Raw genomic sequence first — 26,370 nt, forward strand, 5'->3', positions numbered from 1 at the left:
ACGATAACTTTCGCACTTCAAAGCACTCGGTGGGTAGATCCTGAATCACGCTCGTCCCTCGCTGTTCAGGATGACGGATGTTGGAAGATACATTGCTCGCCACAACCCTAGGTATTGGATCTGCTCCAAGAGAGGGTCATTCCAGCGAGTCTAGACGAGACTAGGAATCTGATTACAGCTCGCTAGGAAATGACGATAACTTTCGCACTTCAAAGCACTCGGTGGGTAGATCCTGAATCACGCTCGTCCCTCGCTGTTCAGGATGACGGCTGTTGGAAAATGCATTGCTCGCCACAACCCCAGGCATTGGATCTGCTCCAAGATAGGATCATTCCAGCGAGTTTAAATGAGAATAGGAATCTGATTACAGCTCGCTAGGAAATGGCGGTAACTTTCGCACTTCAAAGCACTCGGTGGGTAGATCCTGAATCACGCTCGTCCCTCGATGTTCAGGGTGACCGTTTTAAATAAAAATGCCGCTCACAGTAAAGTGAGCGGCATACATTTCCCGTTTCCAGCCTCGGTCAGGTTTAATTCAACTCCACGTTCTTCATCTCAGGATGCTTTAGCAACATCACACGAATCCAGTGATGCACTACCCACATCACCATCGCGGTGAGTAGAACCGCGACGAAAATCGAACTGAAACGGTACAAGATCGAAAAGAACGCGTCTTTTTGTTCTGGCACCAATGAGGTCGTCAGCGGAACCGATAGGGCAGACATGGCAGAAAACGCGATAGCAGCTTTAATTTGCCCCTTGGTGAGCCACAAGCAGAATGGCCCCATTGCAATGGTAAAGGCGAGCCAAAAGAGTAGCCCATGCCCATACCAACTGCCCAATATGAGCTGAACAGCCATTCCTGCGATGCAGCCTAGTGCGGTGCCGATGATGCGAATTTTTGCCATGGCGAGCGAGCCTGCTAAAGTCATTGGGGTTAGGATGATCAAAATGGAAGCTTGTGCGGATAGCGAGTCATATAAGTCCGCTACTTGGAATACGATAAATGCCGCCATCGCCACTACCCAACCCATGGCAACTTGGCTGATGTAGTCAATATCGCTTTTCACTGGAGTCGACATCTCAATGTGCTCGGCGGGGGATTTTGGCTCCGGGAACAACCAATACGCGAATGCGCAAACAAAAATATTGCTGAACGCCATCACCCACATGTTGACGTTGAACTCTTCAATATCCATGAAGTTATAGCTGGCAAAGTTCAACACAATTGAACCCACCAACAACCCCATGTAACCAAACAAATAGGTTTTCTGGTTCATCATTGCAATGCACTTGAACAGCATCATAATTCCGACGGCTACGGTCATTAATGTTGGATGAAACTGCAAGTATTCCAGCAAAAATGTGGCTTGTATGGTTGTCCACACCGCAGAGAAAAATACGGTCAATAGAGCCGAAAGATTAAAGTGGTCCATTCTGCCTAATATAAACAACGGCATCATGATGGCAAAAAATCCGTAAGACCAACCAAAGACCATGCTTAGCGCGAGCCCTAAAGAGCAGCCGAACCAAATTCGTAAGGTTTTCATTGTCGCCGCCTAGTAAATGAAGTGGAACCAGCTTGCGAGGTGAATCTGTGCTTGCGCCATCCACTGCCAGAAAATGCTGTTGTCTGGGTATAAAACAATGGTAGCGCGAGAGCCGACAAACAGTGCTGGTGGTAACTCTTCACTGCTGGTTAGGTTCACTCGTGTACGCTGTGCATCACGTACCCAGCGGTTGTTCACTTCTACTTTGGTTAGTGCGCCATTAGGCGTTTGTTGTGCGGCTGCTACACCGTAATCGCGGCTAGCTAAATCAAAGTCGTACACTGAACCTGGGTTGGCATCAAATGTGACCAAGGCGTGGAAAGTCTTGTCTACGTTCGCGACGGATTTTTCACGAAAATCAGCGGCTACCCAAAGTGATCCTGTTGGTACAAATGTCAGCAATGGCATGTTGGTGTTTGCCATCGTGCCAACTTCTAGTTGCAGGTTGGTCACGACACCATCACTGGGAGCGAGTACCGCGGTATTTGCCAAATCAAGTTGCGCCTTTTCGATGCCGTTTTTGGCAATTCGAACGGCGGTGCTTTGACCTTTTTGGTCGCCTAATTGCGCCTCAATGACTTTTAAGTTTTGTCGTTCCGCTTTAAGCGCTGCACGTGATACCTGATTTTGGGCAAAGGCATTATCGAGTGTCGATTGAGAGATGACTTTCTGCTTCGATAGTGTCAGTAAGCGGTTGTACTCGCGGTGTGCATTATCAAATGTCGCTCGTGCGCGGGCAATATTGGCAAGAGCGGCTTCGCGTTGAGAATACAGCGTTGCTTCTTTTTCATAGGCGGATTGCAGAGACAGCTCCGCCTGTTCAAGCGCTATCTTGTATTTACGATCATCAATCGTAAACAACACATCGCCTTTTTGAACGGACTGGTTATTCTCGATGAGAACGTCGGTCACTTTACCAGATACCTCGGGTGCGACTTGGACAACGTATCCTTGCACTCGTCCTTCGGTCGTTAAGGGGGCGTGGCGGTCAGCAATGATAATGTACAAAAATAGTACGATGAACAGGACAATCAAAGTTCGCATCCAGTGTTTGAATTTTTGGTCAGCCGTCATTACAAGCTCCGTTAAACATATTGGATAGCGGATTATAGAGAAGTCACTCACAATTCAGTAGAATGATAATACGAACATAAATGACCTAAAAATAGGACAATGAACGTTAATTTTGATGATATTTACCTATTCACTCAGACAGTGGTTCACGGCGGTATAAGTGCAGCGGCAGAGGCGAATCAACTACAACGCTCAAAAGTGAGTCGTCGTCTGCAAGAATTAGAGAAATCGCTCGGGGTACAGCTTTTGATTCGCACAACACGCAGCATTGAGTTGACGGAGCACGGGAAACGCTTGTTTGAGTTGGTGGGGCAGCCTATTGACCATATTCAGCAAGGTTTAAATGCCATGCACGAATATCAACAAGAGCTGACGGGCAAGGTGCGTTTAGCCATTCCTTCCGCATTGATGAGCTCTGCCGCGTTTAACGCGATCATCACCGAGTACACAACGCGGTATCCGGAGATTTCGGTCGAGATTGAAAACCATCAAGAGAGTGTCGATCTCAAGCGTCAATCGTTTGATTTACAGCTTCTTCCGAGCGTGGTCAAAGTCACCGATGACAGCTATGTGCAGTTCAGTCTTTTGCCTTATCGTAGTCACTTTGTTGCGTCAAAAGCCTATCTAGAATCGCATCCGCCAGTAAAAACGGTGGAAGATCTTAAGCAGCATCGCCTTTTAACTAATCGTTACAATGCCGATTTGCTCGATTCAGATCTGCATGTGGCGTTGCGTTCGGATGACCTCAACTTGCTGCGCTCGATGGCGATAGCAGGAAACGGCATCGCGTTTATTCCTCAAATTCATTCCAAGCCTGCACTGAGAGACGGTTTGTTGGTCGAGGTGCTGCCTCAATTCGCGCATCCGAAGCAGCATCTTACTCTGATTTATCCCTCGGCCTTATTTCTGCCCAATAAAGTCAAAGCCTTGATTGAACTAATTCGAGAGAAATTTAAATAGTCAGTTCAAACCACTCTTACCTAAGGGCAAATGTGTGAGCGAAGGTCATCTTTCTAGGTTTTATTGCTCTAACATGAAAGGGTTCTGATACATTAACTGTTGCTCAACTTGTTGAGTATGGTTTGTGGTCGCACAAGATAGGAGATGGAAATGTTATCGAAAGGAAACACGGGCCTGATTGTGGTGGATGTTCAGGGCAAACTCGCTACATTAATGCATGAAAGCGACGCACTGATTGAAAATATCACGAAACTGGTAAAGGGCGCCAAAGCACTAGATTTGCCTATTCTGTGGCTAGAACAGAATCCAGAAAGGTTGGGCCCAACCGCGGAGCCGATTCGTGAAGTGCTTGAAAGCACGCATTTACCTATTACCAAGTACACGTTTGATGGTTGCAAAGAGGCGACGTTTAAGGTCGCGGTGGAGAACGCGAAAGTTGATACCTGGTTGGTTTGCGGTATTGAATCCCACATTTGCGTCTATCAAACCGCGGTTTCTCTGCGCCAGTCCGGTTATCGCGTTGAATTAGTCACGGATTGTGTCTCTTCCCGAACCGCTGCCAATAAAGCGCTCGCTCTTGCGAAGTTAACCGCTAACGGTGTGGTGCTCACTGGGTTAGAAATGTGTTTGTATGAAATGGTCGAAGATTGCCGAGCACCTGAATTCAAAGAAATTCTGGCGCTCATCAAATAGTGGAATCACTGTAATCAGCAACAACTTTATTTGAACACGCTATTCAAATTCTCGTTGATATCTTGGCAACATCGACTCGTTGCCAAGTAACCCGCCTTGGTGAATATAAATCACCGTTTTATCTGTGTTCTCTTCCAACCAAGGGGTGAGGCATTGCCACATATACGGGTCGTATAACAGGTCAAATTCGAGGTCGGTTTGCTCAAAGAGTGCTTTCCATGTGATGTAATCTTCTTCGTACAAGCGACCAAAATGGTGTTTGTTGCGCACGGTTAAAATGGTTGGGTGGCTGTTTTCACCGAGCTGGTTGAACTGCTCAGTTAAGTAATCTGCATCGCCTACGCAAGGGCAAGTTAGCACTTCTATGCCGTGTGGGCTTAAATGTTTATGAAGATATAAAGCCGTCGTGCCAGTACCTGATGGCAGGGCGACCGTAAACTGCTCTTTACCTCTCAATCGCGTCCAATCAAGAATTTCTCGTGCTAACTGTTTGATGCCAGCTTCAGCGAGGTGGGAACGTCCACCCTCTGGAATCAGCAATGTCGACTCATCTACTCTTCGTACCTGGTGGATGTATTCACTAGGGTGAAGTTCGCTACCGATGTCTTGCATGGCGGTGATTTTCATACCCAAATCGAGAGCGCCGCGATAGTTTCCGATGGGGGAGCTTTTTAGCCAAGATGGAATGTGATGAACATAAAACTCAAATGCCCAACCTTTAATCTGGGCGAGAGCCGCTAGCGAGTACATGGCATTAGATTGAGCGGAGCCAAAGCTTATTAACGTGGTGATGTCGGGATTTTGCTCTTCCATTAACGTCATAAACTTACGTGCTTTGTTCCCAGAAAAGTGAGAATGCAGCATGTCATCACGCTTAAGAAAAAACGTATGACCGTTGAAGTTGTGTTGAGTTATCGGGCTTTCAGAGAGTTTCATGTGACTGCTGACGTGTCCAACCACGCGACCTTGCCGTTAAAAAGGGCGCGTAGTGTAACGCCATTAAACCCAGATAAAAAGTCTGTGTTTCAGTACAACCATTTCGGTTATTCCTGATGCTCTGACGCAAGATCAATTACTGCCTCACAACCACCTTCTGGATGTGTACCAATCTTAAATTGCCAGCCATAGCGTTGACACAAATCATCCACAATCATCAAACCTAATCCGTGCCCATCAGAATGTGGAATGGTTGAAAAGCCTTCACCTTCATCGCGCACCGAGATGGTGTTTTCATCCATGCTGATATGAATTGATCCCGATGGTGTCGCGGCGATGCCGTTGCGAATCAGGTTGCCAAGAATAATGGTCAACACGGCATTCGTCGCGCGCGTTCTTGGGTTGCCGTCTATCTGTACATTAAAGCTGAGTGCTTTCTCATCCGCCTGAGCTTGGCTTTGGAAGATGATTTGGTTGAGTTCTTCTTCGGTGATGCTGCGTACTGGTGAATCATCTGCATTACGCTCGTAACGCACTAAGCCGAGTAGGGCATCCACCATGGTCGACATCTGCTGCGTTGCATCCTGAATTCGGTTCACTTGGCGGTTTTGGAAATCCGTGTTCGCACTTCTCGCCAGTAAGCTGCTTGAGCCTTTCATCACGGTTAACGGTGTACGCAGTTCATGGCTTGCGTATCGTGCAAAGGCTTGCTCGCGCTTGATGACTTGGTTGATTTTGTGGCGGTACTCATTCAACTCATCCGCAAGGGTTTGGAACTCTTTGGCCGAGCCCTCAGGCACACTAAAGGTCTGCGTGGCATCGCCTTGGTGATGATCGAGTTGGGTTTTAAGCGCATTGACGGGTTCAATTAAGCGCTGCGATAAGCGCAGCAGCAGGCTACCAAACAGGAACACCAGCACGGCGACAATGGACAGCACCATAGCGACGACGAGAATGAATTCCTCTGAGGTGATCTCGATTTCATCAATCAAGGAAACCAGAATAACGGGATGTTCAACGCCTTTGTAGGTGTAAGTACTCATGTAAACCATGCGCGAGTATTCACCATCTTCTACTTCATCAAGAAAGTGCTTTTGACCTATTAGGTATTTTTGGTAGCGCTCGGCAACCAATGAGATGTCGTTGTATGCGGTGGTGAGCAGGTCAAGCTGAATACTGCCTTGCTCTGGGTGGGACTGGAAATGTTCAATCGCTTCTTTTTTGTCGACCATAATACGACGCTCGCCCACGCGGTCTTCAGACCAAAGCAGGGAGCCGGTAATCAACAAAAAACAGAAGATGCCAATCACGACCGACACAAAAGAGAAAAACAGAGCGAGCCGCCCTGTCATACTTTGTGTGCTTTGCGTGCTAGCAAGTAAGCGATTGATCATGCAACTGTCTCCAAGCGGAAGCCAACTTTCGGCACGGTGATCAGCACATGTTGTTCAAATGGCTTATCAAGTTGGTTGCGAAGTTGGTAAATGTGGCTTCGCAGAACGTCGTTGTTCGGCTCGTTCTCTTGCCATAGTTGGAAGGCGATTTCTTCACGTGTTACTACGTCTGGCGCGCTTTTCACAAGCATTTCCAGAATGGTGTAAGTGGTTGGGTTTAGCGCCAACAGTTTATCTTGGCGGTAAGCTTTACGCGTTTTTTGGTCGATAGAGACTTCGCCATATTCCAACTTGCTCGACGCGACAGTGCCGCGGTAACGGCGGATCAGTGCCATCATGCGCGCTTCAAGAATATCAAGATCGAAGGGTTTGGTCAGATAGTCATCCGCACCGTGTTGGAAGCCTTTGAGCATATCGTCACGGCTATCGAGTGCAGTCAGCATAAGCACTGGTGTGTTGTTGCCCGCATCGCGAAGTTTATTACACATGGTCAGGCCATCCATGCGTGGCAGCATGAGGTCGAGCAAGATGATGTCGAAGGTGTTTTCCATCGCCAGTTTCAGGCCGAGCTCGCCGTTGTCTGCATAATCGAGTTCCATACCTGCACACTCAAAATAATCGAACAGCATGCCTGCGATTTCTCGATTATCTTCGACTAAAAGTACGCGTTTCATGTATTTCTCTCCAAGTGGGCAGGTGCTCGAAAATAAGATTTCGTCTTAACCGAACATTATTCACTAAGGACGTGAAAAAGATGTCAATAACATCTCTTTCACGTTGATGTTTGTAGACTGGATTCATTCATCGGATTTAGTGGAAGAGTAGCATGTCAACCTTCAACATTCACGCTGCAACCTTTTCAAAGGTGAGCCAACACACTGAGCCTAAAACAGTTTTGTCTGTTGTGGTGCCATTCTTTAACGAGCAAGAAGTCTTACCTGAATTTCATCGTCGTTTAGCCGCCGTTTTGGATGAAATGCCAGAACGCTGTGAAATCGTTTATGTCGACGATGGCAGCAAAGATGACAGCCTAATGATCGCGCAAAACTTTTCTCAATCTTCTAGCGACGTTCGTTGTATTGCACTAAGCCGTAACTTTGGCAAAGAGTCCGCCATGAGTGCGGGTCTGGAACACTGCCAAGGTGAAGCGGTGATTGTGATTGATGCCGACTTGCAAGACCCACCGGAGTTGATCCCGCAAATGGTATCAAAATGGCGTGAAGGTTATGACGTGGTGAACATGCAGCGCAGTGAACGCCACGGTGAAACTTGGTTCAAACGCTTCTCGGCCGCTTGCTTTTACAAAGTGCTTAATAGCATGGCGAAATTGGATGTGCCGGAGAACGTGGGCGATTTCCGTCTACTGAGCGCAAAAGTGGTTAAACACATCAATGCGTTGCCAGAGCGTAACCGATACATGAAAGGCATCTTTTCTTGGCCGGGTTTCAAGCAAGTGACGGTTCAGTTTGAGCGTGACGCTCGTTTCTGTGGTGAAACCAAATGGAACTACCTCAAGCTGATTGGCCTTGCAATGGACGGCATCACCTCGTTTTCCATTCGTCCTTTGCGTTTAGCGACACTTGCTGGTGCATTGGTGGCGTTCAGTGCCTTTATCTATTGCGCATTCATAGTGATGAAAACTGTTGCGTTTGGTGAGCCTGTCACTGGCTACCCATCCATGATGGTCGTCCAACTTGCCTTGGGCGGTGTGCAACTGCTGTCGATTGGCCTTTTGGGCGAATACATTGGCCGCATTTTTGTCGAGACCAAGCAACGCCTTCTTTATCTTGTTCAGTCTGTTTACGAGCAGCCTGCAAAACATCAATCCATCCAAACCATGAAGTTTAAACTGGGAGAAACCGCGTAATCATGAGTATTAATAAAACCCATCTGTGGTTGTTGTTGGCGTTTGCTCTTTTACTCCGTCTTATTTCACTTGCCGCATACCCTTTGATGGACACCACAGAAGCCCGCTATGGCGAAATGGCGCGCTTAATGGTGGAAACAGGCAATTGGCTTACCCCACAGTTTGATTACGGCGTGCCTTTTTGGGGGAAACCACCCCTGTTCACGTGGATGAGTGCTTATGGCATTGAGTTGTTTGGATTGAATGAATTCGCAGTGCGCGCGCCTCATTGGTTGGCGGGTGTCGCGACTATTATTTTTGTTGCAGCCATGGCGCATCGCGCTGGCTTTAATGCAGTCATCGCAGCGTTGGTATTGGCGACGTGTGGCATCTTTTCAATTGCGGCGGGTGCAGTGATGACAGACATGGCACTGACATTGGCAATGACCATGGCGATGGTCGGCTTTTACTACTGCTGGCTTGGCAAAGACAAACACAGCCGATTGTGGGGTTATCTCGGTTTCTTTGGCTTGGCTTGCGGGCTGTTAGCAAAAGGTCCGGTGGCGATCGTGATCATGGGCATCGCAGTGTTTCCTTGGCTTGTGATTCAGCATGGTTTCTTCGGTGCCTTCAAAGCCTTGTGGCAGCGTTTTCCAATTGTGTTGGGGTTGGCGCTCATGCTGGCGATTGCTCTACCTTGGTACATCATGGCTGAAATGGCGACGCCTGGATTTATTGATTACTTTATTGTTGGCGAGCACTTTAAGCGTTTTGTTGTCAGCGGTTGGGAAGGAGACCTGTATGGCTCTGCTCATGATCAACCACGTGGGATGATCTGGGTATTCTGGCTGCAATCGGCTGCGCCTTGGTCAATTGTATTGCCTATCTTGGCGTGGAAACGTCGTAAAGTACTCAAAGCCATTGAAACTGATCATCAAGGCCTATTTAGCTTCCTGATGTGTTGGCTGATTTCACCAATGATCTTGTTCACCATGGCTGGGAATATTTTGCCTGCTTACGTGCTACCGGGTGTGCCTGCATTGGGTATCTTGATTGCGATGCTGGTGGATAAACACGATTTCAAATGGCTGACCGGAACGGCAGCGGTGTTGCCAGCGCTGCTTATGATTGCGATGTTGGTTTTGAATATGGGCAAAGCAGATAGCCGCAGCGACCGCATCATCTTCGCGCAAATTAATGACAACGCTCCAGTCTTCTACATTGGTAAGCGCCCGTTCTCAGGCCAGTTCTATAGTCATGGTCAGGCGAAAAAGCTTGAAGATAAGAATGACTTAAACAATCTGAAGAAATTCCACCTGATTGGTAAATCGCAGCAAGTGGATAGCATGATTCATGAAAATGCGTTGAGTTGTACCAACGAGTTCACAGCAAAATCGAAACGCTCACTCTACACCTGTGTGGTTGGGTAACGGAATGCGCAAATTACCAAGATTTGCTTCTTTAGAAAGGTTTGCTTCGTTAACAAGGTTTGCTCTGGTAGGTGGTGTCGGCTTTATGGTCGACACTCTTATCTTTTCTGTGTTGTTCCATTGGTTTGGTCTGGAGTTGATGCTGGCTCGTGGGATAGCATTTTTGTTTGCAGCAACCACGACTTGGCTTGGCAATCGCTGGCTGACTTTCTCTCAAGCAGAAAAAACCAACCCTTTCGCTCAATGGCAAAAATTTATGGCGAGTGCCTGTATCAGTGCTTTGCCGAATTTTATTGTGTTCAAAGGCGTAACGCTCGCGCTTGGAACGCAAGGAGTGATGGTCTATTTGGCTTTGATCTTAGGCATATTGGCAGGCATGGTGAGTAACTATTTACTCAGTGCAAAATGGGTGTTTAGTAGAGGATAGAAAGGTTCGGGCTTACTATCCTATCCTCGAGTTAAAAAATTCGTTATTTGAACCAATTTTTCTTTTTGTACATCAGAGTAAACCTAAAGCTTTTCATGGGGGATGTAAAAAGGTAAATAAGCCAAGGTTTATACCTTGGCTGCCGTTAGTTCAGATTTTGATTGTTCGATTTCAGACTCGGTTTGCCACTTACCGTTGTAAAGGTATTCACGCTCAGGAAGCGGGGCATTTGACGCTCTTAAATCAAATACCTCATCGGCTTTATATTCTCTATTACAAACAGGAATGTTAAACAGTCTAGCTTCTGGCTTCGATTCAAACAGCTTTTTGTGGTCATCTACCTCTGTACAATCCAGCTTATATTCCGTCGCTAACTGATTTACCATCGATTCTAAGTCCGTTTCAGTTTTGAAAAATACGTAGCAATCAGATCTACTATGTGAACGGACAATAGTGTTGTGTTCCATATCGATATATTCACACTTATCCTGCTTAAAGTAGAACTGGATCACTTTGCGCTTTTTGTTGTAGTCGGCAAACAACCAATCTTCACGCTCTCCAATTCTCACTTCTGTTGGTTCATCGGGCTTGCGTTTTAACATACCAAATGAGAATAAAATAAGAGCGCCCGCTCCAGCTAACGCCATCGGGCCAACTACCGCTACCATCAAAACGCAAACTACCGCACCGATCCAGCCAACGGCTTGTGTGGCGGTATTCGCCCACTTAGGCATGTTGCGACGCTTCTTCATCACAAAGCCTTTGTCAGAAAAGATATAGTCATAGCGATAGTCGAGGCCAATCGTAAGATAAAAGATCCCGGCCATCATTACTGACAAGATAAGGCCAAAAAAGGTCACGACAAGCGTATCACTTGAGTGTGTCAAAAATACAATTACAAATAAGAAGCTCATAAATGGCAAAGCCGTTAACTTGTAATGGTAGCGAAATGGCTCTTCTACATCATACTTATGCCATGTTGTTAAATTGTCCCCTTTGAGAATCTCTTGCTCTTGTGCTTCTTGATAAACCGCCAATTCTTCTGGGGTGATATAAAACGGTGAATATGCCAAGGGTTACTCCTGAAAACCTAGTGTGCCAACAGCGGGGGTGAGTGTTTTTTTAATTATGTCTTGTTTGATATTGTCTGAAATAATGCCATAAGTTGCACTCTGTTTTATGCCGTTTTGGAACCAATACTCACGCTTAGCAGGGGCATCATCTTCCACATCGTAAGCTACTTGCATTGCAAGGTAATGATCTGCTTCTTCAATTGGCAAGGTTACTTTGTACACCAGTGATTCTTTGCTCGCTTGATCTTGAGTTTGTAGCGTGACTAAATCTGCGTTTTGATGCCACGAGCCTGACATCAAATCATCTTCTGTTGCCTTGCTGTTAGTTCTCAACGTAATACCATTCGTTGCAGCACGCCTTGGCAGTTGAATATGCACTTCCAAACCGATTAACTCACGATGTGTGTAACCTGGGTAAGCTTGTACTTTTTCAATAGGTTGATGGTATACCGTAGGCTGTTGAATAATAGATTGTAAGTCAAACAGCGCTTGCTGAACCAATGCTGAATTATGCTTCTCTCTTTCGGGTAAGCTCGAAGATTGGCTCCACTGAGTGCGAGTCGGGTGATAACCCCAAGGCAGTTTATCTAACCATTTTTGGAAATCATCTTGTTTCAGTTTATTCAACTTATAATTGATGGCTAGGTATGCAATCGTGAGAATAACCAGGCCGGCCGTTATAGGCCCGCCAAAGGATAAGTTTAATGCAAATTGTCCAGTTAACCCTCCGTATACTTGGAATATACCGACAGCTGACATTGCTGTTAATACTAGGGAATTTGCTACATGCAGATATTTTTCTTGACCATAAACTTTGTCAGCACTCTGCCAAGAACGGTAAGCCTCAATACCCGAAGCTAACGCACCTAAAGCCCCTGTGATTGCTAGCCATTTATTGAATACCTTTAGGTCATCAAGGTTTAAGTTTTTAAAGGTATCTTCGTTTCTATTCACTAACTTTTTTAAGACATTATATGAATGTGACCTTAACCTAGGTTCACCCTTCACTTTCTCCCATAACTTACCTGTACGAACACCTGTCCAAGCGTTGACTGTGTAAAATAACTTTTGCTGGATATCCAAAAATTCATCTGAGGACATTAACCCCGTGTCTTGAATACTGCTCATGGCATCACCAAGCGCGATGCAGTTAAATATTAATGCCAGAAAGCCTAGACCACCGGCATTCTCGAACAGTTTATTCAAATCATTGAGCTTATTCATCACGATCCGCGTTCTAAGCTCGATGGTTCTTTGAGGTAGATCATCAGGTAACTCAATGTACTGCGGGTACTCCAATGTAGCTACAGCGAGAGCCTTCTTAATAGTCTTTTTATTTTTTAAAGCTGTTGTGTATTTAGAGTCAGCTTTGCGGTTATTTTTCTGGAAGTCAGCAATGATTGCATCGTTTTTTTCGAGCTTAATCAGATAATCATTTACGCGTGTTTTCCATTTTTTAAAATCGTGAGCGTAACCTTCTTTTATTGTTACGGGCATATTGTGTGCCATATGTTCTGCAATAACGGCAAATAAATAATAGCTATGACGGTTCAGAGGTTTAGCGAAAACAGGCATCAGCGAAATTGATACTTGTGAGGTCATGCTAACACCAAACTCTACAACGCCTTTTGCAAGCGCACCTATTGCAGATTTAAAAATAATATCCAGCTCTTGGAAACCTTTGGCGATATCTTTGAGAAAGGCTGTTTCCGCAGTGTTTGGGTTGGAAACAAAGTCCATGATCTTAGAGTACATATTCACGCGGTTGCTTGTATCAGATATCTGGTCCATCAACTGATTATCAGGTTCAGGATTGTCTGAGACGATCGACTGTTCATCAAGCGCCTCTGTAATATTCTTCTCCATCACTTTAAATAAACTACGACTAAACCCTGAGGCATAGAGAGCAAGTAAACTGGTTGGTTTTTCCCATTGGCTTTCAGCCCACTGTCGGTCTTCTTCTTGCATCACCAGAGTAAATGACTCAACGGCTTGCTTGTGCAGTTGATACAAGCTGTACTGCGTGTCTTCGCTGTATAGGTCGAAGGTTCTCTCAAGATGATGAGGTGTCAAAGATTCCATTACAGCAATAAAGTCGCGTTTGACCGAAACCACTTGGGCTATCATGGTTTCTTTTTGTTCTGACAGCTCTTGCATCTCGCTCAGCATTTGCTTCCAGTTGAGCTGCTGACGCCAGCGTTCAGTCGCTATCCATTGTTCGTATTTACCAAAACGGCTCGCAGAAATTCGATATTTGTCCTGTATCGCTTTAGCAATGTCACTTTGGGTATGTTGGTGTGATTCAATCGCTCCAGCGGAAAATTTAGCAGGATAGCCGGACTGAACTGAGCTTTTGTTCTGCTCTGCCAAATCAAGTTGGTGAGAGGAGTCATAATAGTCAGCCATGTCGGTATAAAACGACAGCTCTTCGCCGTTACGCTTAACGCTAGCTGGCATGTCTACCTCGTCACTTGCACCAAACATACACAGTTGCATGGCGGTCTGCATCAAGTTCCACTGGTTTGAAAACTGGTCAGTGAAAAGGCGGTAAGGGCTTGCGGCACCAACAAAATGCAGTGACATATCTTGAATGTCTGCGGCGTAATCTTTTATCGCGGCGAAGTAGCCTGATTCTTCTTCTGGAATCGCAGAGGTTAAATCGCTTTCGACTGCGACAGGTTTAAAGACAGAACCATCTTCATCTGCTTTGGTGGCGATGCCAGAATCCGCAAAGCGACCATCATCGACGGCAGAAGATTCAATATCAGCGACTTGGGTTAACTTATCTATTGGTGCAATGTTGTGCTGATTCTCGTTTGAGGACAGAACAATGGTTTGCATGCGATCGATATGATTACTCGGATTGTTAAGTACGCGCATGAACGTGTGCCATGTCCAGCGGTGCTCAGAGAAGCAAATCGATAGTACGCTTCCGTTGACGTAAGTAAGGAAGGCCTTTGCATCTTGTGGTGTCCCTCGCTGCTCTGATTTTGGGCTTTCTGATTCTCCCAACTTATAGAGCGTGAATTGCGTTCCTTTGATTTCGTATTCGTCTAAGCTTTTGTTGATTGCATCATAGACATACAGCCAACCGTCGCGCAGTTGACGCAGGGTGTAACCAACGGTATTGAGTTTGGCTGGGCCTTGGCCTTTCCATTCTTCAGGCAAACCAAAAGGTTGTGTCTCTTCTGTTTCTAGCTGATCGATGGCATAGCGGACTGGGATAAAGTGCGCAGGTGATGCTTCCGTTGCTTCCTTCTCAGTTTTTAAATTGAGAGGCTCTGGTTCAGACGGCGGTGGCGGATCGATTTTTTTTGTTTCTCCCTCCCAAAACATACTGCGCTCTGGGGGTGAGCCAGCAAGATCATCGGATTCCGTGGTTGGAACGATATTCAGCGATTTCAGTGTACCATCGCTTTCAAATGCCTGAACGGCCTCCTCATAGGTATAGCTGTTGTCATACCAGAACATAGAAGTTTTTGGGGGAAGTGGATTATTCATCGTTAGCCCATGTTTAAGAGTTTTATTCTATTACGCAAATATCGCACCAAAATAAAGCAATTAAAAATCAATGAGTTAGATTTTTATGGTTTTGCGTCAATCAAATAATTGTTTGTTTTTCCAATAAGTTGGTTGGTGTTTACCATTTTTTGTATTGATTGAATCAAAGTTTGAGTTGTGAGTGATGCCTCAATGAGCCGACAAAACAAAAGGGCTCCAGAGTTAACTCTGGAGCCCTTTCTAGTATTTAAGCTCTAAATAATTAGCGACGCTTTGGTTTACGTTGACCAGCTGGTTTGCCTTGTCCTTGCGGGCGACCTTGGCCTTGCGGCTTGCTACCTGCCGGGCGGTTTGCACCGTTGCCGCTAGGACGTTGGCCGTTGCTTGCAGGGCGTTGACCACCTGTAGCTTTGCCAGAACCGTTACGGTTACCAGATGGCTTACCATCTTTTGAACCGCTTTCAGAGCGTTTGTTCAAATGACCACCGAAGCCTGGTTGATTTTTGGTATGTTTGGTTGCAAAGCGGTTTGCCCCGTGACGACCAGATTTACGACGTTGCGCAGGTGTTTGTGCTTCAATGTCTTCTGCAGGAACGAGACAGCCTTGTTTGTCACCAATCAAATGTTTTTTACCCATACTGACTAGGGCTTCACGGATCATTGGCCAGTTTGCTGGATCGTGGTAACGCAACAGCGCTTTATGTAGGCGACGTTGACGTTCACCTTTTGCTACAGGTACATCTTCACGTTTTTTGTACTTCACGCGTTTCAGAGGGTTTGTCTCTGAGTAGTACATCGACGTTGCGTTACACATTGGCGAAGGGTAGAAGTTTTGTACTTGGTCACATTCGAAGTTGTTCTTTTTGAGCCACAGAGCAAGGTTCAGCATGTCTTCGTCTTCTGTGCCTGGGTGCGCAGAGATAAAATAAGGGATTAAGTACTGCTTCTTGCCTGCTTCTGCACTGTATTTCTCGAACATCTCTTTAAAGCGATCGTACGTACCCATGCCTGGCTTCATCATCAGATCAAGAGGACCTTTCTCTGTATGTTCCGGTGCAATCTTCAAGTAACCGCCTACGTGGTGAGTAACGAGCTCTTTCACGTATTCTGGTGATTCAATCGCAAGGTCGTAACGTACGCCAGATGCAACCATCACTTTCTTCACGCCTTCAACTTTACGCGCTTCGCGGTATAAATCGATCGTGTGTTTGTGGTCTGTGTTTAGCTTGTTACAGATGCCCGGGAATACACAAGAAGGACGACGACAGTTCGCTTCCGCTTTTGGATCTTTACAGCCCAGGCGGTACATGTTTGCAGTCGGGCCACCAAGATCGGAAATTGTGCCGGTAAAGCCTGGAACTTTGTCGCGAATTTCTTCAATCTCGTTGATGATAGACTCTTTCGAACGGTTTTGAATGATTCGACCTTCATGCTCGGTAATCGAACAGAAAGAACAGCCACCAAAGCAACCACGCATGATGTTCACAGACGTCTTGATCATGTCGTACGCAGGAATTTTTGCTTTGCCGTACATAGGATGAGGAACACGCGCGTAAGGCAGGCCAAACACAAAGTCCATCTCTTCGGTCGTCAATGGAATTGGAGCTTGGTTTACCCAAAGTTCACGATCACCATGGCTTTGAAGTAACGCTCGACCAGAGTACGGGTTCGTTTCTAAATGCAATACACGGCTTGCATGTGCATAAAGAATGCGATCGTTTCTTAGCTTTTCAAACGAAGGTAAACGGACCGCAGTCGTCGCAGCATCGTGGCGTGATGGGCGAATCGTGATTGGTTGTGCAACTGGCTCGTCTTTTTTAGTTTCACACTGAGTTTCTACTTCGTATGGGTTCTTTGGTATGAACGCTTCTTTACGAGGTTTTTCAATGCGAGAAGAATCAATAACCGTGTAGCCTTCTGGCGCCGCTGGCAAGTTCACGGCAGTACCACGAATATTGGTCATGGTGCTGATATCTTCGCCGTTTGCGATGCGATGTGCTACTTCGACAAGTGCGCGTTCTGCGTTACCAAAAAGTAGGATGTCTGCTTTTGCATCAAACAGTACTGAACGACGAACTTTATCTGACCAGTAATCGTAGTGTGCCACACGGCGTAGGCTGGCTTCGATACCACCTAAAACAATAGGTACTTCTTTGTAAGCCTCACGACAACGTTGAGAGTATACCAACGTTGCGCGGTCTGGGCGTTTACCACCTTCGTTATTTGGTGTGTACGCGTCATCGTGACGAAGCTTTTTATCCGCTGTGTAACGGTTGATCATGGAGTCCATGTTACCCGCAGTGATCCCGAAGAACAGATTTGGCTTACCAAGTTGCATGAACGCATCTTTATTTTGCCATTCTGGTTGAGCAATGATACCGACACGGAAACCTTGTGCTTCTAGCAGGCGGCCAATGATAGCCATACCAAAGCTTGGGTGATCCACATAAGCGTCACCGGTTACAATGATAATGTCACAGCTATCCCATCCTAGGGCATCCATTTCTTTGCGACTGGTCGGCAAGAAAGGTGCCGTACCAAAACACTCTGCCCAGTATTTTTTGTACTCATGAATAGGAGTGATGTTATTGGTCATATTTTGCTCTCTGTTCCAGGGAGCGCGAATTATAGCGATTTGATTATCAGGTATCTATAACAAACTCATCTATTCAAGCTTAGTTCATCGAGTTTTATTTGGTTTGTAAAAATATCAATGCTCTATCGGCGATTTTCTGTCTAATTTCACCTTGAAAGCCTCATGGTTATAGATCGGTTCATGAAAAATGTCGCAATCTTAATACAAAGCATAAGCAATGGTGTGCTTATATGGGGTAAAGCCTATAATCAAATTAGTGCATATTAAATGCAAAAGGCTGAGCTGCTCTGGAAATAGTTCTAAGTCGATAGGCTTATCGTTGACACAATCCATCTATAAAGAGGATCGGCAGGTCCCAACTGGAATGTCGCGAATTGACTGTGAATTTTGAGCCTTGGGCTAATTACAAAAAAAGGGGCTAGGGTATGAGTGAATCTACGACAACAGTGCATCCAAAAATGCAAACGACTTCCAGTCTAACTCCTGTTATAGAGTGGTCTTACGATATTGATACTCGCGAGTTCGAATGTGATCAGCAAGGAATGGCAAAGGCATTTGGGATAAGTACGCCAGTAACCAGCCTAAATAACTTGTTTGATCATATGCTGATGGGGCAACAAGAAACGCTAAAACAACGAATTCTAGAAGTGGAACTCTTTGGCGGACGGGGGCGGTTTTCTTGTTGCATGATGCTAAAAAACGTTAACTTAGTGCACGTTACTATTAGTTTTGAAAGGCTCAATAAGCGCATTATCCAAGGCACTATCATTCCACAATTAACAATCACTGGTTGCGAGGAGTTAGCGAAAATTCTCGAAACGATTTTTGATTTGCCAAATGTAGGCGTTTTAGTTGCCGATGAAGATACGCGCATCTTAGGTTGTAACCGTGCCTTTGAGTTACAAATGGGCTATCAAAACCGAGATCTGGTTGGGCTTAAAACTCATATATTCAGTACCTCTCACCATAGCCAAGCGTTTTATGATCAGCTGTGGCAGCAAATTAATGATGAAGGATGTTGGTGTGGTAACTTGCTGAGCAAAACAGCAAACGGTAGCAACCAAGCTCATCATCTTTGTATTTACCGACTTACGTTTCACTCTGGACGAATTCTTTATCTCGGATTTTCTACGGATATTTCTGCTTCGTTGTTGTGGATGAAAAATCGTTGTGAACAACAGCATGATTGGGCTGCCTTTTTACCGACGAGGAAAGAATTTGAACTCCAATTAGCTACCTTAGCGAATGAAAGCAGAAATAAAGAACTCAACATTGTTATGACACTAAGACCCAAGTTTTCGGAGAGATACTTGCTTGAACAGCAATTAGGTTTTGCAGATTTTATTATGCGAAGTCGCTACACCAGTATTGCGGGGCAGTTATCTCGGGATGTGTTTGTCGTATGCTTGCAGACCCCTCATTGTCAATGGTTGAGCCCGGTTCGTTTGATCCAAATTGCCATGAAAGGATTCTTTAATGAGCTTAGAAATGAAATGGGCACAAAAATGCATGCCACTATCGTTAAAGGCCAAACTGGTGTGTCAATCCTTGGTTATGATACGAACCGACCAAGACAAGCGCTAGCACATGCAGCGCAAGCGATGTTGTCCTCTATTTCCGGTGAAGGCAGCTATTTCAACTTTTACGACAGTGAACTTCACTCTGAATTAGTGAAGCGCCAACATCTCGAGGCGTTTTTGGAGGCGCAAATAGAGAGTGGGCTAGTGGACGTTTACTTTCAACCGATTATCGACGTTCAAACCGGAAGAGTGGTTAAGTTCGAGGCTCTCGCACGCTTCTATGATGAAAATGATGCGTATTGTACGCAAAAGATGATCGCTATTATTGAAGATCTAGAACTCATAGCGGCACTTGATGATGTGGTCTGCCAAGCTGCGTTGAAGCACTTTCCGCGCTTACAAGAAATTTATGGCGAGGAAGTGGGCGTGACCATCAATCGCTCCCTCAATACGAAATTGGATTCTCTTCAGATCCTTCAGCGGTCGCATGATTTGATTAAAGCCAGTGGTGTAGACCCTAAGCGAGTAACTATCGAGCTAACAGAAACCGCGTATTTTGAACAAGATGAGGAGCATACTCGAGCTCTAGAGGAAGTGCGGAAAGAGGGCATTGAGATCGCGATTGATGACTTCGGTACTGGGTATTCTTCTTTTTCTTATCTAGAAAAAGGGCAGTTTGATTTACTGAAAATAGACCGAAAATTCATCAAGAACATTCATAAAGGGAGCACCAGCTATAACATTGTGAAAATGGTCACCGAGCTTGCACAGCAAATGAATGTAAAAGTGGTTGCTGAAGGCGTGGAATCTAAGCAAGAACTTCAAGTATTGGCAGAAATCGGTGTCGATTACATGCAGGGCTTTCTATTTTCTGCTGCCGTGCCTGTCGATTTGATGGATAAAGCGGACAGTTATGAGCATCTGTTCTCTGACATCGCGGTTGAGTCTAAGCAAAGTGATGTGTTGCAATCTGTGAGCCATGAACAAGTCAGGTCTATGGACCCTGGAGAACCGCTCTCCTTGGCAGTGGAGTACATGAATTTGAATCCAAGCTTGCCTTTAGTTGTTCTCAATGAAAATCGTTGTGTTGGGTTAATTACGAAAGAGACGGTGAATTTACACCTAACGCCCTCGATGGGCACAGAGCGAGAAACTGAACGAGAAAGCAGAATTTGGAAACGTCCTGTTAATCAGATAATGAGCACCGAATTTGTGTTGGTTGATGAGGATTTACCTGTCTCTGTTATTCGAGAGTTGGTTAAAACCGGCATTCGTTTCCCTTGGGTATTGTGTAATACCAAAGAAGAGTACCGTGGAGTTTTAACGCAGGAAGACGCGTTGAAGTATCTTGCTTCTCTGTGAATAAAATTGTCTTACCGTTTTAGCTCATTTGGGGGCCGACTTTCGGTGGTTTGGCGATAGTTGATTTGATATTATCGCCCCCCAAAATGACTTTTGAGCGTGCATTCAACATGATTCAACAATTGCTGGTTACTTTCCCTCCGATGCTATTTGGCGCACAAGCGCTACTGACTTTGCTTCTAATCAAGGGCGATATTTGTCCTGGTCAGCGAGGACGTCTTCATAAAATGTTGCCTGCAGTAGCTGTATTGTGGCTCGCTGTTGCGTCACTTCGCATTGAAGCATTTATGATCGTGTTTGCTATTTTCTACTTCTATTCTCAGGTTCAAACCAAGAAAACGCGTGAAAAAGGGCCACTATGGGCGATGCATTTAGCGAATGGTTTGGCCTTTGCGTATGTGAGTATTCAAGTATTTGAGCAATCAAGCTGGCCAGCATCGATAGCGATGGCGCTAATGATATTTTTCCTTGGGGCGTCATTTTCTCAATTGCTGCTTACGATAGCTCGCAGCAGATTACAGGCATTTCACCGTATTTTACCAGTTACGGGCATTGTGTCTGGAATGCTATTAGTCATCGCAACGTTGTTTGCTTCTTATCAGTTAAATGAAGCCACACTAAACGCTGCGACACAGCCGATCTTGCTGTCTTTAGCTATGCTAATTTCTTCAATTATTGTGTGGTGTTGGCATATTTTTACGCATAAGAAACCAGAAAAGGTGCAACTGAGCGTTGCCTTGTTGCTAGCACTCGCGTCGATGACGAGCCTGCAAGGTTTATTCTCTCTCGCGGCTTAACCTCTATTCTAAAGACAAAGCTAGACAGCTTATATCCAAGTGCTTTCTTGGTGCTTGGGTATAAGGTGATCACGTTTTAGATCGCACTCACTTTAAATTCGCGTGATTACTACTACGCTTGTTTATATACCTTGTCGAAGAGGAGAGTCGCGATGGATTTAAGCAATGTAGGTAATCTGGACAGCACTATTTTGCTAGGTATCGTCAACGAAAAGCTACGTTTAGAGTGCGACAGTTTTGACGAGTTAGTATCAGTGTATGAGATGGATGTAGAGTCTGTAGTCGGCAAGCTTGATATGCTCGGTTATCAGTACGATCCATTGACTAACCAATTTAAAGCATATCAACGCTAAGCCTTTCATAACCCAAATCTTTTAAGCCACCTTGATTCCGTCAAGGTGGCTTTTACATTGTAGCCTCGCGGTTGCGAAAAAAGCTTGTAAGTAACGCTTTTCTTTCTCTGAGTGACGCGTTGCAGCAAACAAGCGACGCCATAAGCCTTGGCCGAAAGGTTTACTGGTAATAAGACCTTGGCGAGAAAATTCAGAAATCGCCCAATTGGGTAGTGCCGCCACCCCTAATCCAGCAGAGACCATCTGAACTAACATGAGAGTGTTGTCGGCTTGCTTCCATTTCGCAGGTTCTATTCCTGCTGGCTGAAGAAAGTGTTTTACGACGTCTAGCCTTTGTTTTTGAACAGGATAAGAGAGCATGGTTTGATCTGCGAGATCTTGCGGCTCAATAATTTCTTTTTCCGCCAATGGGTGGTTGGTTGCGGTAATTAAACGCATTTCAAAGTCGAATAGAGGCTCGTAGTGGACTTCGGATCGAGGTTGGATATCGGAAGTAATAACGAGATCGAGTTCGCCTGCCAATAGAGCTGGGAGTGGTTCAAAGCCAAAACCAGAGGAAAAGTCCAATGTTACGCTAGGCCAAGCAAGTTGGTACTCCCTAAGTGCAGGCATTAGCCATTGGAAGCAAGAGTGACATTCAATGGCCATATGTAATCGGCCATTGACGTCCTCTTTCAAGCTCGCTAAATCATTTTCTGCTCTTGCGAGTTTCGGAAGGATATCTTCTGCAAGACGCAATAGGATTTCTCCCTCTGAAGTGAACTTCACCGGACGAGTCTTTCTCAGGAACAGTTGCCCTCCAATTCGCGCCTCCAAATCTTTGATCTGATGAGACAGTGCCGACTGAGTGAGATGCAAAGCGGTCGCTGTCGCCGTTAGAGAGCCAGTGTCTCGAAGCGAAGTGAGTGTCCGCAAATGTTTTAGCTCTATCATGAATTCCTTTCATCCTTTGTTGCTCGCTATGAACAGAATAGCAATCGTGTAAATAACTTAACGACAAAAAATGGATATGTAAACGTCTAGACGTCTATTTGTTGTTTTTATTTGCGAATCATGTCGCTTCATGATGAATTTTTTTAATAAACAAGTTGAATAAATGGACGTTGTTCTAATATCAGATGAGAGCGATAGTTTAGCCATCCAGACATCTTATTGTTTACCGAAAGATGCTCTGACCCAAACAAATTGAACAAAATTGAGAAAGGAATAGGGACATGGCGACAACGACTCACATACTAGGTTATCCACGCATTGGTGAAAAAAGAGAATTAAAATTCGCTCAGGAGAAATACTGGCGAGGAGAAATTGATCAAGCTGAGCTTAAAAAGGTTGGGGCAGATCTACGCGCCAAAAACTGGCAAACACAAACGGATGCTGGTCTGAGTTTTGCCACCGCTGGCGACTTCGCTTGGTACGATCATGTACTGACGACCACGTTGCTATTGGGTCATGTGCCAAAGCGTCACGCTGATGGTTTCCCTAACCTGGATACGTTGTTTAAAGTGGGTCGCGGTCAATCTCAGGCGGGTTGCAGCTGTGCGGGCGCTGCGGCATCGGATATGACCAAATGGTTCAACACAAACTACCATTACATTGTCCCTGAGTTCAGCAAGGACGATACGTTTGAAGTAAGCTGGCCGCAACTGTTTGAAGAAGTCAACGAAGCGCTTCAAGCTGGCCACCAAGTGAAGCCTGTTTTGCTTGGCCCAGTCAGTTACCTTTACTTGGGCAAAGAGGTCGAAGAAGGGTTTGACCGCTTAACCCTGCTACCACGCTTACTTACTGCTTACCAAGCTATTTTGGCAAAGCTAGCAAGTCAAGGTGTTGAGTGGGTTCAGATTGATGAGCCAATTTTGTCACTGGAGCTAGAAAGCAAATGGGCTGATTCGTTTAAGCTAGCCTACCAAGTGATTCGAAGCGATGTAAAAGTGCTGCTAACGACGTACTTTGACTCCGTAAGCGATACGCTAGACAAAATTGTAGAGCTACCGGTGGATGGTTTGCATATCGATTTATCTGCCGTCCCTCAGCAGCTTGACGATGTGGTTGCCAAGTTACCGGAGGGGTGGGTGCTTTCTGCCGGCGTTGTGAATGGTCGTAACGTGTGGCGTTCAGATTTAAGTGCCCAACTCGAGCGTCTACAGCCAGTCAAAGAGAAACTGGGCGACAAACTTTGGGTTGCCAGTTCATGTTCTCTGCTACATAGCCCTGTTGATTTAGCACTGGAAACAGAACTGAGCGAAGAAGTAAAAAGTTGGTTTGCCTTTGCAAAACAAAAAGTGGCAGAAGTCGCCTTGCTTGGCCGAGCGCTCGATGGTGACCAAAATGCGATTCTCGCTTGTGATACCTATAGCCAGCCAATCAAAGCGCGCAAGACAGCAACACATGTGAATAAACCTCAAGTACAAGCGCGTTTAAACAACATTACCGCGTCACTTGCCGAGCGCAGCGCACCTTATGCAGAGCGTGCTGCGCATCAAGCTGAAGTATTGGGCTTGCCTTTGTTGCCAACAACGACAATCGGCTCTTTTCCTCAAACGGGTGAAATCCGGGTGCAGCGCAGCGCTTATCGTACAGGTCAATTATCTGAGTCTGAATATATCCAAGCACTTAAAGGACATATTGCTGACGCAGTAAAACGTCAAGAGGCGCTCGACCTAGATGTGCTTGTTCACGGCGAAGCAGAGCGTAACGACATGGTGGAATACTTCGCTGAGAACTTGGCGGGTTTTCAAACGACCAAATTTGGTTGGGTACAGAGTTATGGCTCTCGCTGTGTGAAACCTGCCATTGTAGTTGCTGACATTGAACGTGAAAAACCGATCACGGTTGAATGGTCGACGTACGCCCAGTCGCTAACCAGCAAACAGATGAAAGGCATGTTGACTGGACCAGTTACGATTTTGTGTTGGACGTTCCCACGTGAAGACATCACACGTCAAGAAATTGCGCAGCAACTTGCTTTGGCACTGCGTGATGAGGTGTCTGACCTGCAAGATGCAGGCATCAATATCATTCAAATTGATGAGCCAGCCATTCGAGAAGGTTTACCACTCAAAAAACGCGATCACAAAGCGTACTTAGAATGGGCCGTAAATGCGTTTAAGGTCTCTGCGGCAAGTGCAAAACCAGAAACTCAGATTCACACTCATATGTGTTACAGCGAGTTCAATGAAATCATTGATTCGGTTGCGGCACTCGATGCGGACGTCATTACCATTGAAACATCTCGCTCGAATATGGAGTTGCTGAAAGCATTTGAAGAGTTCAATTACCCGAACGAAATTGGCCCTGGTGTTTATGACATTCACTCACCAAACATTCCTACGGAAGAATGGATTGAAGGTTTAATCAAGAAAGCGGCAGAAAAAATTCCGGCTCAACGTTTGTGGGTAAACCCAGATTGTGGTCTGAAAACACGAAACTGGAAGGAGACAGAAGCCGCATTGGCAAATCTGGTTTCAGCGGCGAAGAAGCTCCGTGCTGAGCTGGCATAACACATCGTTACAGCAAATAAAAACGGAGACTGTGGTCTCCGTTTTTCTATTCTTAATTGTTAACTTTCGTTTTCAGATTATCCAATAATAGCGAATCATCGTCTCATGCCGAAAGCAACAAAAATTACTGTAGCTACTTCACCTGAGTACAAGTCTGTGCGGAAACCAACTCATCTGCCATCAACTGACCGCGAGAATTACGTACTTTAATACGATACATCAAGCCCATATCAATTTGCTTGCGAACTTCTGGGTTGCTGCAGTAGGTATAGATACTGGTATTCAGTACTTGATTTAACGGCTTTGCACCGAGTGCGCCATCGTTATAAATCATCATCATCTCTACAACATTTTTGTTGGATGAGACACGCATTATTTGCAGTGGACCGTACTCTAAAGGGAGGCCCGCTGACAAGACTCCTGCTCGGTTTGATGCCATAAGCTCAAGTTGGCGCTGATTATCATCGGTTGATGAACAGCCAGCCAGAGCACCAAATACCAAGAAAAGACACAGTAATTTTTTCATAAATTAAAACACTTTTTTGAACGGTTTCACGATTACATTATCGTAAACACCAGCCGCTACGTAAGGATCGGCTTCTGCCCACGCTTTAGCATCCTCTAGAGAGGCGAATTCAGCGATGACAGTTGAGCCCGTAAATCCAGCTTCACCAGGATTGTCAGAATCTATCGCAGGCATCGGACCAGCTGTAAGAAGGCGACCTTCGTCTTGTAGCTTTTGTAAGCGATCCAAGTGTTGTGGGCGAACGCTCATGCGTTTTTCCAACGAGTTCTCAACGTCCTGTGAAAAGATGACATACCACATAGCATAGTTCCTTAATTGGTAGGGTAAAGTGTTAATTTAACGCCTTTTTTGTGTCTCTCACAAGTGAACAACAGAAAATGTGAGATCCTTTCTAACTGTTAGCGTTGTAGGTTGACTAATTCTGAACCGGACGTGGTTTACCTTCACTGTCAATGGCTACGTAGTTGAAGGTCGCATCACAAACCATGAAGCGTTCGCCAACACCGTGAGCTTTGACGGGTTTGACCCATACTTCCAAATCGACACTCATGGATGTGCGGCCGATCTTAGTGCATTCGCCGTAGCAGCATACGACATCGCCCACACCAACAGGTTTTTTGAACGTAATGCTTGATACCGAAACGGTGACAACGCGACCACAAGAGATCTCTTTTGCCAGAATCGCGCCCGCTAAGTCGAGCTGAGACATTATCCAACCGCCAAAAATATCGCCATTGGCGTTTGTATCTGCAGGCATTGCAAGGGTACGAAGCAGCATTTGACCTTTCGGAGAGCTAATTTCTTGACTCATTGTGACATCCTAAATCTTAAAGGC

At 45.6% G+C, this 26,370-nt stretch carries 21 protein-coding genes; 9 read left to right on the forward strand and 12 right to left on the reverse strand.

The window, feature by feature from the left end; all coding sequences use genetic code 11:
- Nucleotides 1–530: 530 nt before the first annotated feature.
- Together R7190_RS14850 and R7190_RS14855 are read right to left on the reverse strand one after the other, a co-directional pair.
- The gene (locus tag R7190_RS14850) at nucleotides 531–1,550 is read right to left on the reverse strand and encodes a DUF2955 domain-containing protein (protein ID WP_053306601.1); all 1,020 of its coding nucleotides are present in this window, start codon (nucleotides 1,548–1,550) and stop codon (nucleotides 531–533) included.
- 9 nt (nucleotides 1,551–1,559) lie between these two features.
- Nucleotides 1,560–2,624: an HlyD family secretion protein gene (locus R7190_RS14855; RefSeq protein WP_186584828.1), complete on the reverse strand. Its 1,065-nt coding sequence runs from the start codon at nucleotides 2,622–2,624 to the stop codon at nucleotides 1,560–1,562.
- 99 nt (nucleotides 2,625–2,723) lie between these two features.
- Between R7190_RS14855 and R7190_RS14860 the strand changes: the two genes are divergently transcribed.
- Nucleotides 2,724–3,584 carry a LysR family transcriptional regulator gene (locus R7190_RS14860; RefSeq protein ID WP_017634710.1) on the forward strand — a complete coding sequence of 287 codons (861 nt, stop codon included), beginning with the start codon at nucleotides 2,724–2,726 and terminating at the stop codon, nucleotides 3,582–3,584.
- 150 nt (nucleotides 3,585–3,734) lie between these two features.
- Nucleotides 3,735–4,277 carry a hydrolase gene (locus R7190_RS14865; RefSeq protein ID WP_005457944.1) on the forward strand — a complete coding sequence of 181 codons (543 nt, stop codon included), beginning with the start codon at nucleotides 3,735–3,737 and terminating at the stop codon, nucleotides 4,275–4,277.
- 39 nt (nucleotides 4,278–4,316) lie between these two features.
- Here R7190_RS14865 and R7190_RS14870 read toward each other — a convergent pair whose 3' ends face one another.
- From R7190_RS14870 to R7190_RS14880, 3 genes are all read right to left on the reverse strand, one after another.
- Nucleotides 4,317–5,213 (reverse strand): 1-aminocyclopropane-1-carboxylate deaminase/D-cysteine desulfhydrase, encoded by an 897-nt coding sequence (locus R7190_RS14870; protein WP_086046917.1) that lies wholly within the window; start codon nucleotides 5,211–5,213, stop codon nucleotides 4,317–4,319.
- A 107-nt stretch (nucleotides 5,214–5,320) separates the two neighbouring features.
- Nucleotides 5,321–6,607 (reverse strand): sensor histidine kinase, encoded by a 1,287-nt coding sequence (locus tag R7190_RS14875; RefSeq protein ID WP_186584830.1) that lies wholly within the window; start codon nucleotides 6,605–6,607, stop codon nucleotides 5,321–5,323.
- On the reverse strand, nucleotides 6,604–7,281 hold the full coding sequence (locus R7190_RS14880; protein WP_020197905.1) for a response regulator transcription factor: 678 nt from the start codon (nucleotides 7,279–7,281) through the stop codon (nucleotides 6,604–6,606). The genes R7190_RS14875 and R7190_RS14880 overlap by 4 nt, the downstream gene beginning before the upstream one ends.
- A 152-nt stretch (nucleotides 7,282–7,433) precedes the next feature.
- Between R7190_RS14880 and R7190_RS14885 the strand changes: the two genes are divergently transcribed.
- Genes R7190_RS14885 through R7190_RS14895 form a run of 3 tightly spaced genes read left to right on the forward strand, consistent with a single transcriptional unit; the run spans nucleotide 7,434 to nucleotide 10,310 of the window.
- Nucleotides 7,434–8,474: a glycosyltransferase family 2 protein gene (locus tag R7190_RS14885; protein ID WP_186584832.1), complete on the forward strand. Its 1,041-nt coding sequence runs from the start codon at nucleotides 7,434–7,436 to the stop codon at nucleotides 8,472–8,474.
- 2 nt (nucleotides 8,475–8,476) lie between these two features.
- Complete coding sequence (locus R7190_RS14890) at nucleotides 8,477–9,883, forward strand: ArnT family glycosyltransferase (RefSeq protein ID WP_186584834.1); 1,407 nt, start codon at nucleotides 8,477–8,479, stop codon at nucleotides 9,881–9,883.
- Between the two features lie 4 nt (nucleotides 9,884–9,887).
- Nucleotides 9,888–10,310 carry a GtrA family protein gene (locus R7190_RS14895; RefSeq protein WP_186584836.1) on the forward strand — a complete coding sequence of 141 codons (423 nt, stop codon included), beginning with the start codon at nucleotides 9,888–9,890 and terminating at the stop codon, nucleotides 10,308–10,310.
- 128 nt (nucleotides 10,311–10,438) lie between these two features.
- On the opposite strand, the gene R7190_RS14900 is transcribed toward R7190_RS14895, so the two are convergent.
- The 3 genes from R7190_RS14900 to R7190_RS14910 all read right to left on the reverse strand — a co-directional run bounded on the left by R7190_RS14900 (nucleotide 10,439) and on the right by R7190_RS14910 (nucleotide 17,480).
- On the reverse strand, nucleotides 10,439–11,383 hold the full coding sequence (locus R7190_RS14900) for a hypothetical protein (RefSeq protein ID WP_054574767.1): 945 nt from the start codon (nucleotides 11,381–11,383) through the stop codon (nucleotides 10,439–10,441).
- 3 nt (nucleotides 11,384–11,386) lie between these two features.
- Nucleotides 11,387–14,884 (reverse strand): T6SS effector BTH_I2691 family protein, encoded by a 3,498-nt coding sequence (locus R7190_RS14905; protein WP_186584838.1) that lies wholly within the window; start codon nucleotides 14,882–14,884, stop codon nucleotides 11,387–11,389.
- Between the two features lie 262 nt (nucleotides 14,885–15,146).
- Nucleotides 15,147–17,480 carry a YgiQ family radical SAM protein gene (locus R7190_RS14910; protein ID WP_186584840.1) on the reverse strand — a complete coding sequence of 778 codons (2,334 nt, stop codon included), beginning with the start codon at nucleotides 17,478–17,480 and terminating at the stop codon, nucleotides 15,147–15,149.
- Between the two features lie 425 nt (nucleotides 17,481–17,905).
- On the opposite strand from R7190_RS14910, the gene R7190_RS14915 reads away from it, so the two are divergent.
- The 3 genes from R7190_RS14915 to R7190_RS14925 all read left to right on the forward strand — a co-directional run bounded on the left by R7190_RS14915 (nucleotide 17,906) and on the right by R7190_RS14925 (nucleotide 21,512).
- Entirely contained in the window at nucleotides 17,906–20,362 is a 2,457-nt protein-coding gene (locus R7190_RS14915) for an EAL domain-containing protein (RefSeq protein WP_186584842.1), read from the forward strand.
- A gap of 86 nt (nucleotides 20,363–20,448) precedes the next feature.
- Nucleotides 20,449–21,159, forward strand: coding sequence for a hypothetical protein (locus tag R7190_RS14920; RefSeq protein ID WP_005389354.1), 711 nt, complete (start codon nucleotides 20,449–20,451; stop codon nucleotides 21,157–21,159).
- Nucleotides 21,160–21,311: 152 nt separating this feature from the next.
- On the forward strand, nucleotides 21,312–21,512 hold the full coding sequence (locus R7190_RS14925) for a DUF4250 domain-containing protein (protein WP_005376762.1): 201 nt from the start codon (nucleotides 21,312–21,314) through the stop codon (nucleotides 21,510–21,512).
- A gap of 21 nt (nucleotides 21,513–21,533) precedes the next feature.
- On the opposite strand, the gene metR is transcribed toward R7190_RS14925, so the two are convergent.
- Complete coding sequence (gene metR / locus R7190_RS14930; RefSeq protein WP_005386724.1) at nucleotides 21,534–22,445, reverse strand: HTH-type transcriptional regulator MetR; 912 nt, start codon at nucleotides 22,443–22,445, stop codon at nucleotides 21,534–21,536.
- A 281-nt stretch (nucleotides 22,446–22,726) separates the two neighbouring features.
- Between metR and metE the strand changes: the two genes are divergently transcribed.
- Nucleotides 22,727–25,009 carry a 5-methyltetrahydropteroyltriglutamate--homocysteine S-methyltransferase gene (metE, locus tag R7190_RS14935; RefSeq protein ID WP_186584844.1) on the forward strand — a complete coding sequence of 761 codons (2,283 nt, stop codon included), beginning with the start codon at nucleotides 22,727–22,729 and terminating at the stop codon, nucleotides 25,007–25,009.
- A gap of 133 nt (nucleotides 25,010–25,142) precedes the next feature.
- Here the strand turns inward: metE and R7190_RS14940 are convergent, their stop codons facing one another.
- The 3 genes from R7190_RS14940 to yciA form a co-directional block, all read right to left on the reverse strand.
- The gene (locus R7190_RS14940) at nucleotides 25,143–25,535 is read right to left on the reverse strand and encodes a GspS/AspS pilotin family protein (protein WP_005386726.1); all 393 of its coding nucleotides are present in this window, start codon (nucleotides 25,533–25,535) and stop codon (nucleotides 25,143–25,145) included.
- Nucleotides 25,536–25,538: 3 nt separating this feature from the next.
- Nucleotides 25,539–25,835 (reverse strand): YciI family protein, encoded by a 297-nt coding sequence (locus R7190_RS14945; RefSeq protein ID WP_005376766.1) that lies wholly within the window; start codon nucleotides 25,833–25,835, stop codon nucleotides 25,539–25,541.
- A 115-nt stretch (nucleotides 25,836–25,950) separates the two neighbouring features.
- Entirely contained in the window at nucleotides 25,951–26,346 is a 396-nt protein-coding gene (gene yciA / locus R7190_RS14950; RefSeq protein WP_005376768.1) for an acyl-CoA thioester hydrolase YciA, read from the reverse strand.
- Nucleotides 26,347–26,370 lie beyond the last annotated feature (24 nt).

It is taken from the genome of Vibrio sp. 1078-1, assembly GCF_033340475.1.

Coding starts and splice junctions, on each gene's coding strand:
- R7190_RS14850 (WP_053306601.1), bottom strand. CDS start 1,550: ATGAAAACCTTACGAATTTGGTTCGGCTGCTCTTTAGGGCTCGCGCTA.
- R7190_RS14855 (WP_186584828.1), bottom strand. CDS start 2,624: ATGACGGCTGACCAAAAATTCAAACACTGGATGCGAACTTTGATTGTC.
- R7190_RS14860 (WP_017634710.1), top strand. CDS start 2,724: ATGAACGTTAATTTTGATGATATTTACCTATTCACTCAGACAGTGGTT.
- R7190_RS14865 (WP_005457944.1), top strand. CDS start 3,735: ATGTTATCGAAAGGAAACACGGGCCTGATTGTGGTGGATGTTCAGGGC.
- R7190_RS14870 (WP_086046917.1), bottom strand. CDS start 5,213: ATGAAACTCTCTGAAAGCCCGATAACTCAACACAACTTCAACGGTCAT.
- R7190_RS14875 (WP_186584830.1), bottom strand. CDS start 6,607: ATGATCAATCGCTTACTTGCTAGCACGCAAAGCACACAAAGTATGACA.
- R7190_RS14880 (WP_020197905.1), bottom strand. CDS start 7,281: ATGAAACGCGTACTTTTAGTCGAAGATAATCGAGAAATCGCAGGCATG.
- R7190_RS14885 (WP_186584832.1), top strand. CDS start 7,434: ATGTCAACCTTCAACATTCACGCTGCAACCTTTTCAAAGGTGAGCCAA.
- R7190_RS14890 (WP_186584834.1), top strand. CDS start 8,477: ATGAGTATTAATAAAACCCATCTGTGGTTGTTGTTGGCGTTTGCTCTT.
- R7190_RS14895 (WP_186584836.1), top strand. CDS start 9,888: ATGCGCAAATTACCAAGATTTGCTTCTTTAGAAAGGTTTGCTTCGTTA.
- R7190_RS14905 (WP_186584838.1), bottom strand. CDS start 14,884: ATGAATAATCCACTTCCCCCAAAAACTTCTATGTTCTGGTATGACAAC.
- R7190_RS14910 (WP_186584840.1), bottom strand. CDS start 17,480: ATGACCAATAACATCACTCCTATTCATGAGTACAAAAAATACTGGGCA.
- R7190_RS14915 (WP_186584842.1), top strand. CDS start 17,906: ATGAGTGAATCTACGACAACAGTGCATCCAAAAATGCAAACGACTTCC.
- R7190_RS14920 (WP_005389354.1), top strand. CDS start 20,449: ATGACTTTTGAGCGTGCATTCAACATGATTCAACAATTGCTGGTTACT.
- R7190_RS14925 (WP_005376762.1), top strand. CDS start 21,312: ATGGATTTAAGCAATGTAGGTAATCTGGACAGCACTATTTTGCTAGGT.
- metR (WP_005386724.1), bottom strand. CDS start 22,445: ATGATAGAGCTAAAACATTTGCGGACACTCACTTCGCTTCGAGACACT.
- metE (WP_186584844.1), top strand. CDS start 22,727: ATGGCGACAACGACTCACATACTAGGTTATCCACGCATTGGTGAAAAA.
- R7190_RS14940 (WP_005386726.1), bottom strand. CDS start 25,535: ATGAAAAAATTACTGTGTCTTTTCTTGGTATTTGGTGCTCTGGCTGGC.
- R7190_RS14945 (WP_005376766.1), bottom strand. CDS start 25,835: ATGTGGTATGTCATCTTTTCACAGGACGTTGAGAACTCGTTGGAAAAA.
- yciA (WP_005376768.1), bottom strand. CDS start 26,346: ATGAGTCAAGAAATTAGCTCTCCGAAAGGTCAAATGCTGCTTCGTACC.